The organism is Pedobacter sp., assembly GCF_045628745.1.
Lineage (GTDB): Bacteria > Bacteroidota > Bacteroidia > Sphingobacteriales > Sphingobacteriaceae > Pedobacter.
The window spans coordinates 1-15,345 of the sequence record NZ_JAZQPU010000278.1; the positions used below are offsets into that span (position 1 = coordinate 1).

Sequence of the window (15,345 nt, forward strand, 5' to 3'; positions counted from 1 at the left end):
TTGCTCCACAATATTACGTAGTCGGCCGTTAGATACATCTTTTAAACCTTTAGGAACACTAATACTGATCAGCATGCTGTCTACCTCATCGCTCTGGTGATCTTTATTAGGCCACCAGCTGCTGGCACCTAAACCCTGACAGGCGACTGATACCCAAGGTTTTCCAGCCTTATCGGTAGAAAAGATGAAACCACCATCCCAGGGTGCCTTTTTAGCAACGATAGGCTTACCTGAATAATGAACAGTAAAGCGGTCTTTTGCATTTTTAGCAATGGTAGCAGGAAATGTCAAGAATACCGCATTAAATTCCCTTGTATAGGGAAGCTGCTGACCTTTATAAATAATTTTATCTACCTGCAGATTTTCGAATAAGTCGAACTGCAGCTTCTTGAAATCTTCGGTGGCGGTGAAAACAAATTCATTGCTGCCAGAGATGGACCTGTCGTCAATATTTACTTTTACATCAAGGTGGTAATAGTTAATGTCGTAACAGCTGCGCAAAGGAGATAAAGTACCTCTTAAGGTATCAGCCCTGGTAAAGGTATTTTTAGGTTGCATCAATTGTGCCTGCACGGCAAAAGAGCACATGAACAGGAGCAAAAGTGTGAAATAATTAGTCTTCATTAATGTGTATTTGTATGTGTAAAGTATAGGTCATGCAGCTAGCCAGCTACATTTTCTTTATTGATAAGCTTGAATGATTGTTTCTGATAAATGAATCGCAGCTATTTAAGGGTTTAGAACAGTAACCGTTAAGCCCGAGGCCTGTGTGGAATCATGGTAAATGCGATGCTTAGCTTTTTTGAAATCCTGGTCTCCAGCTTTGTAAATATCCATAAATTGCTGTGGATTACGATCTGCCAAAGGGAACCAGGAGTTTTGCACCTGGATCATGATGCGATGTCCTTTTTTAAAGGTATGCGCCACATCTGGAAGGGCGTATTTTACTTCAGTCACTTTTCCCGGTACAAAAGGTTCAGGTTTTTCAAAGCTGTTACGGAATTTTCCACGCATAATTTCTCCGCGAACCAGCATTTGGTAGCCACCCATGCTTACGTTTTTAGGATTGTCTTTTGGTGCAGGTGCATCTTCAGGATAGACGTCAATCAATTTAACCACGTAATCTGCATCCGTACCAGATGTTGCAACTTTCAAATCTGCCGTTAAAGGACCAGCAAGGGTAACATCTTCCGTAAGTACGGCGGTTTGGTAAACTTTAACATCTGGTCGGCGGGAAGCAAAACGCTGGTCGTCGATCATATATTCTCTTGCTCTGCTTACTTGCACACCGTCCTGATAAGGTACAGGAGCATTAGGATCACTTTCGTATTCATCAAAGCTATTATTCTGGTTAGGCTTCTCAAAGCTCAACAGTCCGTTGGGCTGGAAATACAAAGTTTTACTTTCTACATCCTTAGGCGGCCAGGTGCTGAATTTTTTCCATTCATTGCTCCCGGTCAAAAATATGGTGGCTTCAGCCAGTTGTGCATCTGCAGCATCTTTAAGGTAATGCATAAAAAAGGGAACCTCCACATTTTGCTGGTACCAGGTACTGGTAGGCTGTCCAAATTCGATGTCGCCAAATTTCTCCCCTGTACTTCTTACCCAGCCACCATGAAACCATGGTCCCATTACTAAATTATTAGTTGCACCGGGGTTTTGTTTTTCTATTTTTTTATAGGTTTCCAGGGTGCCATAAGCGTCTTCGGCATCGAAAAAGCCACCAACAACCAATACAGCAGGTTTTACACTTTTCAAGTGAGGCAGAATGTTTCGGGCTTTCCAAAAATCATCATAGGTACCGTGGGCCATCAGATCGTTCCAGAACTTAATAGAATCACCAAAATATTTCGTGTTTACATTCTTTAAGGCGCCAACATCAAGGAAAAAGCGGTAGTTATCTTTGATAGGATGTTTAAAAGATTTTGGCCCTTTATCAGGGGTAATGGGTTTTGGACGAGGAACACCGAAGGTGGAATAGAAGTTAAAAGCATCGGCAAGAAATAAAGCGCCATTATGGTGAAAATCATCACCTATAAACCAATCGGTTACCGGTGCCTGCGGCGATACAGCTTTTAAGGCAGGGTGAGCTTCCGGCAAAGAGGTGGTGGAATAAAAGCCTGGGTAGGAAATGCCATAGATGCCTACCTTGCCATTATTAGGCTTTACATTTTTAAGGAGCCAGTCGATCGTATCATAGGTGTCAGAACTTTCATCAATATCCTTTTTGCTCTTTTTATTGGCCACATGAGGCCTTACATCTACATAATCACCTTCACTCATCCACTTACCGCGCACATCCTGGTACACATATATGAAACCTTCTTTTAACAAAAGAGGCGAGGGGCCAAGGCTTGTTTTGTAATTACCTTCCCCGTAAGGTGAAACCGTATAGGGGGTTCTATTTAATAAAAAAGGATATTTCTTATTCTTTTCCTTGGGGATGTAAATAGCCGTGAAAAGCTTAACGCCATCGCGCATAGGGATTTGACGTTCTATCTTCAGAAAATTGTCTTTGATATAGGCAGAGTCTGTTTGCTGGGCAAAAGAAGTCATGCCCGTAAAGAGAACGAAAAACGAAAGCAGGGTGGTTTTAAAGTAAATCATTTTTAAGCAGGTTTAATGATTTAAACGTACAAAAAATAGCGCTCATTGGCAAACAGGTCACCTTACCCTCATAAAATGAGAATAAACTTTGCCACATGCATTTTTTCTATTTTGATTACTAACTTTGTTACACAAAATAAAATAAAACTTTTGATATGCAATATGATGTAGTTGTTATTGGTTCCGGTCCTGGCGGTTATGTTGGCGCCATTAGATGTGCTCAACTAGGCTTGAAAACCGCAGTAGTAGAAAAGTATAAGACTTTTGGAGGTACCTGCCTTAATGTAGGCTGTATTCCTTCAAAGGCATTGTTAGATTCTTCTGAGCATTTTCATAATGCTGCGCACACATTTACCACGCACGGAATATCTCTTAAAGACTTACAGGTTGATATGCCGCAAATGATTGCGCGTAAAAACGATGTTGTATCACAAAACACAGCAGGTATTCAATACTTGTTCAAGAAAAATAAAATTGACAGTTTCGAAGGTGTAGGATCTTTCGTAGATAAAAACACGATCAAAATTACTAAAGCTGATGGCAGCTCAGAAACAATAACTGCAAAAAATGTAATTATTGCTTCAGGTTCAAAACCAACAGCTTTACCGTTCTTACCGATCGACAAAAAAAGAATCATTACTTCTACAGAAGCCTTGAACATCACTGAGGTTCCAAAAGAAATGGTTGTTATAGGTGGTGGCGTAATTGGTCTAGAATTAGGTTCTGTTTATGCCCGTTTGGGTACTAAAGTTTCTGTTGTAGAATATCTTCCTTCTATCATTGGCACCATGGATGCTGGTTTAGGTAAAGAATTACAACGTGTGCTTAAAAAATCTTTAGGCATGGACTTTTACATGGGCCATAAAGTTACAGGCGCTACTGTAAACGGCGATAAAGTTACCGTTACTGCAGAGAATGCTAAAGGTGTTCAGGTTCAGTTAGAAGCGGATTACTGTATTGTTGCCGTAGGTAGAACAGCATATACCAAAGGTTTAGGTTTAGAAAATATTGGTATCACGGCAGAAGAACGCGGTGGTAAAATCCCTGTGAATGAGCATTTAGAAACTTCGGTTCCTGGTGTATTCGCCATCGGTGATGTCATTAAAGGAGCAATGCTTGCCCACAAAGCTGAAGACGAAGGTATTTATGTAGCAGAGCGTTTAGCCGGACAAAAACCACATATCAATTATAACCTTATTCCTGGTGTTGTTTATACCTGGCCTGAAGTTGCTTCTGTAGGTTATACTGAAGAGCAGTTGAAAGAAAAAGGTACAAAATATAAAGCGGGTTCATTTCCTTTCAAAGCAAGTGGACGTGCAAAAGCAAGTATGGATACCGATGGTTTTGTAAAAGTATTGGCTGATGCTGCTACTGACGAAATTTTAGGTGTACACATGATTGGTCCACGTGCTGCAGATATGATTGCTGAAGCAGTGGTAGCGATGGAATTCCGTGCATCTGCAGAAGATATCGCCAGAATTTGCCATGCTCACCCAACTTATACAGAAGCTTTAAAAGAAGCTGCTATGGCAGCGACAGAAAACAGAGCAATTCATATTTAATCGCTTTAATATTTCATCAAAAAAGCCGCAACACGATAAATGTTGCGGCTTTTTTGATGAATAATATTTTTAACGATGCCCATTAAAATTAAATTCAATGGGCATTCATCAATTTTAGATATGAACGTTCTCCATATCGTATTCTTTCACTTCTTTATGTGAATAAGGTTCTACCATTAATTGTTGGATGGTTTTGCCGTGTTTGTTGAAACCAAAACGGTTCATCATGCTGTCGAATACCTGGTACATTACCGGAACGATAATTAAGGTAAGGAACAACGAACTTGTTAAACCACCGATAATTACCCAGGCAAGACCATTTTTCCATTCTGCACCTGCACCACTTGCCAAAGCAATAGGCAGCATACCAATCACCATGGCGATGGTAGTCATTAAAATAGGACGTAAACGTGCATGGTTAGCTAAAATCAAAGCCTCTCTTGTACTGCGGCCTTCAGCTTTCATCTGGTTGGTAAAATCGACCAGGATAATCGCATTCTTCGCCACCAAACCGATGAGCATAATTAAACCCAGGATGGTAAAAATACCCAGTGAATTGTTGGTTAAAGCCAATGCTAATAAAGCACCGATGACCGAAAGCGGGATGGAGAACATCACCACAAAAGGATAAACAAAACTGTCATACAGGGCTACCATAATCAGGTATACCAAAATAATGGAAGCCATTAAAGCAATTCCCAAGGTACCAAAACCTTCACTTTGGTTTTCCTGGTCACCGCCCCAAACGTAACTTACACCAATAGGCTTCTTCAATTTACCTTCACTTTCGAGTTTCAATAACTCGGCCTGGAATTCTGAAACGATGGTACCTGTTGGTTTACCAATCGATTGTGCTTTTACAGAAACTGAAGTACTTTTATCTCTACGTTCCAGCTGACTAGGACCAGAGCCTTCAGTGATGTCTGCAAATTGCGATAGTTTAACTTGTCCGCCGGTTTGGCTTATAAAAATCAAGTTCTGCACATCTTCAATGCTCTTGCGGTTAAATGCCTGGTAGCGAATATTGATGTCATACTCATATTCTCCCTTACGGAATTTACCATCAGTATTACCACTAAAAGCAGTTTGCATGGTTGCACCAACAGTTTGCAAAGTAAGGCCTAAAGCAGCCATTTTATCTCTGTCTACCTGAACGTTAATTTCCGGACTACCTTTTTCCACTGATAATTTAACCTCGGCGGATCCTTCAATTTTCTCCAGTACTTTTTTAGCACCTTCTGCATATTTCATGGCACTATCAAGGTCAGAACCCATCACTACCATTTCAATAGGCGCATTTTCTGCGATACCCAAAATACTGATCGGCACCGTTTTTACTTTAATACCGGGCATTTGTTTGGCCAGTTCACGACTCACTTTTGTGGCATAAATACTGGACTCATCCTCACGATCTTTGCGGGGTACTAACCTTACGTTGATCTCAGATTTATAGGCTGTTGCCTGTGTACCTCCAAAGTCTCCACTCGCCTGACCAACAGTTGTAATTAACTGAATGATTTCAGGTTTTTTAGACAAGAAAGCTTCAGCCTGCTGTGTGGCAAAGTTTGTTTGTTCAATGGAAGCATCTTTAGGAAGCTCCAACTGTACAAGGAATTCTCCTTTATCACTTTTTGGGAAAAACTCGGTACCAATATAACCTGTGCCAAGCAAACTGCATGAACCAATCAAAAGAACAAAAGTAAGTCCTAAGGTTAATGCTTTATGGTTTAATGACCAGGTTAAGATGCCTGTAATCCATTCTGTAAAAGTGTGAAGTTGTTTCTCAAACCAAAGGATAAAACGACCGAAGGCATTTTTACCTTCAATTTTCTCCAGTTTACCAAAACGTGATGATAGTAAAGGAACAATGGTGAAGGAAGCCAATAAAGAGAGTAAGGTAGCAATAATCACCACCACACAGAACTGGCGTAAAATGTTAGACACCAAGCCAGAACTAATGGCAATCGGGAAAAATACCACCACAATAACCAAGGTAATAGATACTACGGTAAAGCCGATCTCAGCGGTTGCATCAAAGGCAGCACGTACGCGGTTTTTACCCATCTCCATGTGTCGGTAGATGTTTTCTAATACCACAATAGCGTCATCCACTAAGATACCTACAACCAAAGATAAGCCCAACAGGGACATCAGGTTTAAGGTATAACCCAACAAGCTGATTCCAATAAAAGTAGCAATCAGGGATGCAGGAATAGAAACCATTACAATAAGGGCGTTACGAATGCTATGCAAGAAGAAAAGCATGACGAAAGCAACCAATATAATCGCAAGAATTAAATCATGGATAACGGCATCAGCAGATTCTAAAGTAAAGATGGAACTGTCGTTAACAATATTGATCTTCAGGTCATTACCTGCATAGTCTTTTTGCAAGGTTTCCACGATTTTATGAACACCTTTACTCACTTCCACAGCATTGGCATCAGATTGTTTCACAATCTGGATGGCAATAGCGCCTTTACGGTCAATACGGGCAAGTTTCTCTACTTCCGCTTGTGTATCCTGAATATCAGCAACATCACCCAATCTAATTTGTGCACCTGTTGCATTGGTGGTAATGACGAGGTTTCTCAGTTCATCAACGGTTTTAAATTTACCCGACAAACGGATCAGGATATCCTGATTCTGCGTTTTCACACTTCCTGTAGGGAAGTCAAGGTTGGACGTTAAAATAGCTTGTTGTACCTGTAGAATCGATAAGCCGTAACCCTGCAATTTCTTGGCATCAAGGCCTACGGCAATTTCACGTTCCTGACCACCTACAAGTGTCACCTGTGCTACACCATTTACACGGGAAACAATAGGCGCAATACGGTTGTCGATTAAATCGTAAAACGAAGCATCATCCATATTGGCAGATGCCGACATGGTGATTACCGGAAGGTCATCCAGGGAGAACTTATTCAGGGAAGGAGGTTTAACCTCTTCCGGTAGATCTGCTAAAACGGAGTTTACCTTTCTTTGGGCCTCATTTAATGATAAATCCACATTGGCTTTATCATTTAAAGTGATGGTTACCACAGACAAACTTTCATACGATACCGCATTCAGTTTTTTAATGTTCTCCATAGAGGATACCGCATCCTCAATTTTTTTCGTTACGGTATTTTCAACCTCACTCGGCGAAGCTCCAGGGTAAATGGTAGATATTGATACTACATTGTTGGAGAACTTCGGCAACAATTCATAACTTAATGAAAAGTAGCTCAACAATCCAAGCAAGGTAAGTACCGTAAAGACGACTATTACCAGGGATGGACGTTTAATTGATATTTCTGTAATCTTCATCAGAATGATTTTTTATTTTAAAGGTTCAACCAATGAACCATCAACTAAGTTAATTTGGCCACTTGTAATAACAGTTTCACCCTCATTAAGTCCACTAAGGATTTCAACACGTTCGCCTAAAATTCTTCCGGCTACAACTTTGCGTAATTTCGCTGTTTTTCCATTTTCCAATACAAACACTTCATTGCTGCTCACACTGCCTACAAAAGCACCACGTGGAACTGTAATAGCCGCTGCTTCTTTAGGGAATTTGAAGATCGCTGTACCATACATACCTGCTTTAAGTGTATTTGGCTTGTTGTTTACTACCTGAATCTCTACTGGGAAGTTTAATGAGGCATCAGCCTTTGGTGCAATAAAGGTTACTTTACCAGTAAAGTCAAGTGTTGGGAAAACATTGGATTTAATTTGAACCGGATCGCCGATTTTCAAGTTAGCTACCTGACTTTCATTAGCATTTACCTTCAGCTTTAATTTGCTTACATCTACCAATTCAAATAATTGTGTTCCTTGCGCATTTACAAAAGCACCCACTTCAATGTATTTTTTATTAACAATACCATTGATTGGCGATTTGATGTTGGCATCACTTACACGGCGTTGTGAAGCCTGCAACCTCAATCTTGCATTTTTAACGGCTAATTTTGCCTGATCTAACTGTTGTTGGGTTACACCACCCGTAGCAAAAGAGCTGCTGTAACGCGCCTCATCTCTCAATGCATTTTGAAGGGTAGCTTCGGCAGTTTCCCTGTCTGTATTTAAAATTTCAGCATCTACATGGGCTAATACTTGACCTTTAGTTACATACTGTCCTTCTTCAACATATATTTTAGTTACCCTACCTGCATTCTCAGATAAAAAGTTGATTTCTTTAATAGGGGCAAAAACCCCGTTAACACTGTAGTCAAGGTCTACTGCTTCTTTTTTAATCTCAGCAATACGTACACTTACCGCACCACTACCCTGAGCAACAATAGCTGTTTTTGCCTCATTGCTCTTTTTATTATTGTTGAGTACAAACCCAATACCTCCGAGTGCAACAATAATTACAATAGCTATAATAATTCCTCTTTTCATTTTAATAGTGATTTTATATTTCCGTTAGATTTGATAAGTTGTATTTCGGCAATTTTATAATTTAACAATGCCTGGGTGTAGCTGTTCTGCGCTTCTGTAAGTGCATTTTCAGTATCTAAAAGATCTGTTAAAGCTGCAAGCCCGTTGTTATAATTGTTTTGTGTGCTTTTATAAATTTCGTCCGCAAGGATTACGTTTTCCCTTTGGGAATTAATGGTGGTAATGCTGTTTCTTAAAGCTATTTTAGCATTTTCATAAGAAAGATTCAGTGAATTGGTTGTTTGTCTTCTGTCTTCATCGGCTTTTTTAAGGTCTACATCAGCCTGACGGATTCTGGAGCGGGTAGCGAAGCCATTGAAAATTGGAACCCTTAAACTAAGGCCAATAGCCGATGCATCATACCAAAAGGCAGAACTTTTAGACTTGAAAAGGTCAAATTTATCACTTTGTCCTGTATATGACAAGTTGCCTGTTAAAGAAAGCGAAGGGTAGTATTCTGATACATAAGCTTTTCTTTGCAAGGTGAGCAGGTCGCGCTGTACATCTAGCAACTTCATTTCAGTTCTTCCAGCAAGGCTCACACTGTCTGCCAGTACAGGCAAGGTGCGCACTTCACTCAGTTCTGTAAAAGGTAAAGTAATAGGGTTACTCACGGGCATACCCATATAAAATTTCAATTGGTTCTCTAATTGAGTCACCGCATTGATGGTTTGTTCTCTTTGGCTACCTAAGTTGGTGAGGTTAACTTTAATCCGGTCAACATCTATTTTCCTGGCCAGTCCGTTTTTATATTGGTTATTGATGATGTTCTCTACTACTTTTACATTTTTGATGTTAGAGTCAATTACATTTACCCTTTGACGGTTAACCAACACCTGGTAATAAGTATTAGCTACTTGCTCAATGATTTGTTCTTCGGTCAAATCAGCAGATAAGTTATAATACGTTTCACTTTTTTTGGCAGCCTGTAAACCTGTAAATACCTGTTGGTTAAAAAGCTCCTGGCTCAATTGAACCCCAGCGTTGGCATTCCATTTTCTTCCCAATTGAAAAGATTGGTCTCCAACTACCAGCTGACCAATGATAGGGTTATAGGTTAAACCTGCATTACCTGATATTTGCGGTAAAGCCTGCGAACGGATTTCCTGCGTCCTGTATTTACCACCGTCTATGTCTAAACGTGATTTTCGAACATTTTCACTATGCTCGATTGCATAGTTTACGGCTTGTTTGAGCGTCAGTTGCTGTTGTGCGCTGACTTCCTGTGTAAAAAACAAACCCAGTAAGATCAGCTGGAGTAATTTGATTTTTTTAATCATTCTATTCATAGTTGTTTTGGCGTATACTAACTCTTTAGTCCTTTGATAAATATTTTAGATAATTGTTGCTGCTTCTCGTGCATTAATTTCAAGTCTTTCTTGTTGGGCAGCAGTTCTTTATTGCCGTTCATTACACATAAAGAGGTAATGCCGGCAAGGCTTTGTAAATAAAGTTCTGCCATTTGCTGACAATCTGCCTTTTCAATTTCACCAGCATTCATGGCATTCTGCAATTGTGCAGCATGAAATTCAAGGTCCTTTTTCTTCATTTCCTCAATCAGTCTTTTTACTTCATCAGAATTTAAGCAAGAATCGTTAACACCATAAGAGAGGTGCAACATGTAATACTTCTGAAAATAACGGAATTTGATTTCTAAAACGGATAGTAAAGTGGCCTCCAAAGTAGGGTATAGCTTTTCTTTGGATAATGCCTCAAAATAATCCGTGAAAATTTTATGGATTACGCCATGAACCAAACTTCCTTTATCGGGGAAATAATAATATAAGGAGGGTTTAGACACGGACAGATCGTCCGCTATTTCGTTCATGGTGGTTTTGTTAATACCGTAATGTGTAAATCTTTTAATGGCGCCTCTAATAATCAGTTCTTTCTTTTTATCCATTTATAATTTTCTACCTTTTTACCTTCTGACTTTTTTATCTATAAGGTCAAAAGTACTGCCAATTTCTTGTGTTTAAGAATTCTTAACAGAGGTGTATATTTAATGACAGTTTTATGACTTATTTATTGTTTTTATACCCGCAATAAAGATTTCTGCGAAGCGCTTTTCTTTGATAAAGATTTGTTTAAACTGCTCTTTGTCAGGGAAGATGTTCTTATCCTTATTAAGGATGTTGAAATGAATTCCAGCAAGACAATCAATAAATATTTCAGTCGCAATTTTCGTGTCAGTTAATTTAAATTCCCCTGATTCGATGCCGCGATCGAGCAGTACATTCAATATTTTGATCTCAAAATCTTTAGCGCGGTTAAACTTTTCATAAAGATCTTCGGGCATGTCGTTGCAACTATATTTAGAATATTCCATCAGGTTATAATATTTCTGTATATAACCTTGTCGTTTGTTTAGCAGCAACATGATCCCTTCAGAGGAGGTGGAGGCCTTTTCCAAAGATTTGGTTAATTCTTTGCTGATGGAATGCATCAAATATTCAATCACACGTACATATAAGCTTACCTTGTCAGGAAAATAATAATACAGTAGTGCTTTTGAAAAGGAGATGTCTTTTGCAATTTCCGTCATGGTAGTTTTAGCAAGTCCATAATGTGCAAATCTTTTCAAAGCTGCATTGATGATTAGTATTCTTTTTTTATCCTGGTTTTCCATTGGCTGGTTAAGGTTCCCACTTTGGGATGTTGATAATAATATGATATTAGAGATGTAAATTATGTAATTTTTTTTAAATATTGAATTAACTGCGAAATATAGGCATAACCTATACCTTTGCAATGGAACTTTAAATTTTAATACATGCTATTCCTACAAGAAAACATCTCATTAAAACCTTATAATACTTTTTCAATCCCTGTAAAAGCGAGGTATTTTGTTGAAATTTTTAATGAAGCAGCACTGGAAGAATTGTTAACTTCAGCAGTGTTGAAAGAAAATGAGTTATTGGTTCTTGGTGGCGGCAGTAATGTATTATTTACAAGAGATTTCCCCGGATTGGTGTTAAAGGTGAGTATTCCTGGTATTGTACAAGAAGTGTTGGGCAACGAGGTTTTTGTGGAAGCAGGTGCTGGCGTGATTTGGAATGATCTTGTAACTTACTGTGTAGGCCATCAGCTGGCAGGGGTGGAGAACCTCACTTTAATTCCAGGAACGGTAGGGGCATCACCCATCCAGAATATTGGTGCTTATGGTGTAGAATTGAAAGACGTATTTTATAGTTGTACGGGATATGAAATTGCCACCGGTGAAAAAAGAGTATTTACTTATGAGGAATGCCACTTTGGTTATCGGGATAGTGTATTTAAAAACGAATTAAAAAGTAAATACATTCTCACTGCTGTAAAATTTAAACTGAGCAGAGAGGCTGTCATTAACATACAATATGGAGCCATCCAGACTGAATTGGAAAGAAGAGGAATTACCGCGCCTACTATTGCTGATGTATCAAAGGTTGTTGCAGAGATCAGGGTGAGTAAACTTCCAGATCCTTCAACTATAGGTAATGCAGGGAGTTTCTTTAAAAATCCCATTATTGAAAAGGCTACCTTGCTGGAGATCCAAAAGTCTTATCCTGATGTGGTCAATTATCCTTTGCCCAACAATCATTATAAATTAGCTGCAGGATGGTTAATCGAAAGTTGCGGCTTTAAAGGTATGGTTTCTGGTGAAACAGGAACATGGAAAAACCAGGCCTTAGTGTTGGTTAACCATGGTGAGGCCACAGGACAGGAGGTGTATAGTTTTTCAGAACATATAATAGATACGGTGTGCCAAAAATTTGCCATTACCCTGGAACGGGAGGTAAATATATTATAAGTGGCGTTTTTTTTTAGTATTTAGCCAGATTTCAACTATTTCTAGTCATGGCCTAATTAATGGAATAATTTTTTGGTACACCTATTGTATAAGGATTAATAAGTTAAATTAAACAAGATTGTTAAAGACAATTAAAAATTCTGTTTGCTTGATTTTTTTAAAACCCTAATAATTAAAACATTATGACTAAAAATGAATTCAACCTTCAATTACATGACCATTCAGTGTCTTTACAGTCATTCGCGTTAAATTTTACTAAAGATCTTGAAGATGCCAATGATCTGGTACAGGATACCATGCTTAAAGCGGTGACTTACTATGGTAAATTTAAAGAAGGAACAAATTTAAAAGGGTGGTTGTTCACCATTATGAAGAATACCTTTATCAACAATTACAGAAGACTTGTTAAAACCAATGCCTTGATTACCCAGGCGGAAGATATTTCATCTGCTAATTTACATTACAGTGCCAGTAAAAATGCGAGTGACAGTAAATTTGTAATGGGTGATATCAACAAAGCATTAGCCACTTTACAACCTGAGTATTATGTTCCTTTTATCAAGTATTTTGAAGGATATAAATACCATGAGATTGCAGAAATGTTAAACATCCCAATTGGTACGGTTAAAACCAGGATCCATGTGGCCCGTCAGATTCTTAAAAAATATTTAAAAACATACTCTAAAGAGATTTTAGGTGCAGATATAGTATAAACTGTCTTCCTAATAAGAATAAAAGGGCATTACCATCAAGGCAATGCCCTTTTTGTTTATAGACATAAAAAAATTGCTAAACCACTTCTAAATCCTATTTTTGAGTGTCTTAAAGATTTTTAATGAATAACAACTTTTTACTTAACCTTATCCTGCTGCTTATACCGTTCGCCTTGTATTTTGATCATCGAGGGCATATTTTTAGAAACTGGAAAGCAATGGTGCCCGGTGTCATCATCACCGGAATTGCAGCCATCGTAATCAAGCTTGCCTTCACCCATTATGGTTTAGTCATTTATGAAGAGAGCCATGGTTCTGGCTTGTTATTTTATGAAATACCACTTGAATCTGCCCTGTTCAGCTTTACAGTGCCTTTTGCCGGTTTAGGTATTTATGCTTACCTCAATGGCCGTTACCCTGGGAATGAGCTCGAAAAATACAGTCTGGCCTTTAGCAATATCTTGCTCGGCTTATCCATTGCCATCTTGTTTTTTGCCTATACCAAGATATACGCTGTACTTACCTTTTCCATCCTGCTGCTCTTTCTTTTTTGTATAGAGTATGTCAATAAGTTGAGGTTTATGTATAGGTTTTACAGGGCATACCTTGCCTTTACTGTCCTTTATGCTGTATCGCAATTGTTTTTTAATGGATATAATACCGTACTTTATAACATTGCCACGACCCTAAAATTTAAAGTTATTGCAAGCCCGTTTGAAAATTACTTTCTTTTAATGCTGCTGCTTTTAGTAGCTGTTTATTTATTTGAATACTTTAAAAGAAAGAACCATGGAATTGCCTGAGTATAGCAAACAACAACTGGCACTGCGCAACGGGCAAGATAAACCACAGATTTGGGTGGCCTTACATGGTTTAATTTATGAAGTGACCGAAAGCCGTTTATGGCGCAATGGCAAACATTATGAACACTGGGCAGGGCAGGATTTAACCGATGAACTTGCCGATGCACCACATTCAGAAAGTGTTTTTGAGAAGTTTAAAGCTATTGGGCGCTTAAAGGTTTAAGAACCATAATTATCATATTGAAAAAAGGCGCTTCTTATAACGGAAGCGCCTTTTGAGCTTATAACTCTTGCGGATTGCCAGGTTGTTTAAATAGAGAATGCACTCAACCTAACAAATTGAGTAATACGGTCTTCAATTTCCGACTCTGTTAAATCAAGGATTCTTTCTGTACCGAATTTCTCCACGCAAAATGAAGCAAGTGCCGAACCAAAAATGATGGCATTTTTCATGTTGTTAAAGTTGATGGTACCTACCTTAGCAAGGTAGCCAATAAAACCACCAGCAAAAGTATCACCAGCACCAGTTGGATCAAAAACTTCTGCAAGCGGAAGGGCAGGCGTAGAGAAAACCTGGTTGCCATGGAATAGCAATGCACCATGTTCACCTTTTTTAATGATTAAATACTGAGGACCCATTGTTAAAATCTTCTGTGAAGCTTTCATTAAAGAATATTCGCCAGATAGCTGACGTGCTTCAGCATCATTGATGGTTAAAACATCAACCATTTTAATGGTTTCCAATAAATCGTCCATCGCAATATCCATCCAGAAGTTCATGGTATCCATAACAATCAGTTTTGGTCTTTTTTGAAGACGGTTGATCACTGTTTGTTGTGTTTTAGGGGCAAGGTTAGCCAACATCAAGAATTCGCAGTCCTGGTAGCTCTCAGGTATAATAGGGTCAAAATCTGCAAGCACATTTAACTCTGTAACCAAAGTATCTCTGCTGTTCATGTCATTGTGGTATTTTCCCGACCAGAAGAAAGACTTTTCGCCTTGTTTAATTTGCAGACCTTCGGTATCAATACCATGATTTTTCAAGATATCGATATCTGTTTGTTGGAAATCTTCACCAACAACACCAACAATTTTAACGTCTTTGCAAAAGTAAGAAGCAGCTAAACCAGCATAAGTTGCTGCTCCACCCACTATTTTATCTGTTTTTCCGAAGGGAGTCTCTATGGCATCGAAAGCTACAGATCCTATGATTATCAGGCTCATATATAAAATGTTAATTTTTTTTCAATTATTTTCACTGCAAATATTGCATAAATAATTTAAAAGCCCTAATATTGCATTCCCAAAACGATCAAGGCTTGCTTCAAATCAGAGTCTAGTCGCGGAGGGGAAAAGGATCCCGAATAGCTCAGCTGGTTAGAGCATCTGACTGTTAATCAGAGGGTCGCTGGTTCGAGCCCAGCTTCGGGAGCTCAGATTTTCAA

General features: G+C 38.8%; 12 protein-coding genes, 1 tRNA gene and 1 pseudogene. 6 read left to right on the forward strand and 8 right to left on the reverse strand.

Annotated features, from left to right (window positions below):
• Positions 1–624 (reverse strand): annotated as a pseudogene (locus ACR2F7_RS10485) (M1 family peptidase); the annotation flags it as partial.
• Positions 625–729: 105 nt separating this feature from the next.
• Complete coding sequence (locus tag ACR2F7_RS10490) at positions 730–2,607, reverse strand: CocE/NonD family hydrolase (RefSeq protein ID WP_432713522.1); 1,878 nt, start codon at positions 2,605–2,607, stop codon at positions 730–732.
• Between the two features lie 155 nt (positions 2,608–2,762).
• Here ACR2F7_RS10490 and lpdA point away from each other — a divergent pair, with 155 nt between their 5' ends.
• Entirely contained in the window at positions 2,763–4,169 is a 1,407-nt protein-coding gene (gene lpdA, locus ACR2F7_RS10495; protein WP_432713523.1) for a dihydrolipoyl dehydrogenase, read from the forward strand.
• 114 nt (positions 4,170–4,283) lie between these two features.
• Here lpdA and ACR2F7_RS10500 read toward each other — a convergent pair whose 3' ends face one another.
• From ACR2F7_RS10500 to ACR2F7_RS10520, 5 genes are all read right to left on the reverse strand, one after another.
• A complete protein-coding gene (locus ACR2F7_RS10500; RefSeq protein ID WP_432713524.1) occupies positions 4,284–7,478 on the reverse strand; it encodes an efflux RND transporter permease subunit in 3,195 nt (1,064 codons plus the stop codon).
• A gap of 12 nt (positions 7,479–7,490) precedes the next feature.
• A complete protein-coding gene (locus ACR2F7_RS10505) occupies positions 7,491–8,555 on the reverse strand; it encodes an efflux RND transporter periplasmic adaptor subunit (RefSeq protein WP_432713525.1) in 1,065 nt (354 codons plus the stop codon).
• The gene (locus tag ACR2F7_RS10510) at positions 8,552–9,874 is read right to left on the reverse strand and encodes a TolC family protein (protein ID WP_432713526.1); all 1,323 of its coding nucleotides are present in this window, start codon (positions 9,872–9,874) and stop codon (positions 8,552–8,554) included. The genes ACR2F7_RS10505 and ACR2F7_RS10510 overlap by 4 nt, the downstream gene beginning before the upstream one ends.
• Positions 9,875–9,900: 26 nt before the next feature.
• Positions 9,901–10,497 carry a TetR/AcrR family transcriptional regulator gene (locus tag ACR2F7_RS10515; protein WP_432713527.1) on the reverse strand — a complete coding sequence of 199 codons (597 nt, stop codon included), beginning with the start codon at positions 10,495–10,497 and terminating at the stop codon, positions 9,901–9,903.
• Positions 10,498–10,608: 111 nt separating this feature from the next.
• Positions 10,609–11,223, reverse strand: coding sequence for a TetR/AcrR family transcriptional regulator (locus tag ACR2F7_RS10520; protein WP_432713528.1), 615 nt, complete (start codon positions 11,221–11,223; stop codon positions 10,609–10,611).
• Between the two features lie 144 nt (positions 11,224–11,367).
• Between ACR2F7_RS10520 and murB the strand changes: the two genes are divergently transcribed.
• The 4 genes from murB (at position 11,368) to ACR2F7_RS10540 (ending at position 14,123) form a co-directional block, all read left to right on the forward strand.
• Positions 11,368–12,384, forward strand: a complete 1,017-nt coding sequence (murB, locus tag ACR2F7_RS10525; RefSeq protein ID WP_432713529.1) for a UDP-N-acetylmuramate dehydrogenase — start codon at positions 11,368–11,370, stop codon at positions 12,382–12,384.
• Positions 12,385–12,566: 182 nt separating this feature from the next.
• On the forward strand, positions 12,567–13,097 hold the full coding sequence (locus ACR2F7_RS10530; protein WP_432713530.1) for an RNA polymerase sigma factor: 531 nt from the start codon (positions 12,567–12,569) through the stop codon (positions 13,095–13,097).
• A gap of 122 nt (positions 13,098–13,219) precedes the next feature.
• The gene (locus tag ACR2F7_RS10535) at positions 13,220–13,900 is read left to right on the forward strand and encodes a lycopene cyclase domain-containing protein (protein ID WP_432713531.1); all 681 of its coding nucleotides are present in this window, start codon (positions 13,220–13,222) and stop codon (positions 13,898–13,900) included.
• On the forward strand, positions 13,887–14,123 hold the full coding sequence (locus ACR2F7_RS10540; protein WP_432713532.1) for a cytochrome b5 domain-containing protein: 237 nt from the start codon (positions 13,887–13,889) through the stop codon (positions 14,121–14,123). Before ACR2F7_RS10535 ends, ACR2F7_RS10540 begins: the two co-directional genes overlap by 14 nt.
• 86 nt (positions 14,124–14,209) lie before the next feature.
• On the opposite strand, the gene ACR2F7_RS10545 is transcribed toward ACR2F7_RS10540, so the two are convergent.
• Positions 14,210–15,124 carry a PfkB family carbohydrate kinase gene (locus ACR2F7_RS10545; RefSeq protein ID WP_432713533.1) on the reverse strand — a complete coding sequence of 305 codons (915 nt, stop codon included), beginning with the start codon at positions 15,122–15,124 and terminating at the stop codon, positions 14,210–14,212.
• Between the two features lie 134 nt (positions 15,125–15,258).
• Here ACR2F7_RS10545 and ACR2F7_RS10550 point away from each other — a divergent pair.
• Positions 15,259–15,332: transfer RNA gene (locus ACR2F7_RS10550), tRNA-Asn, on the forward strand.
• The last annotated feature ends 13 nt before the right edge of the window (positions 15,333–15,345 follow it).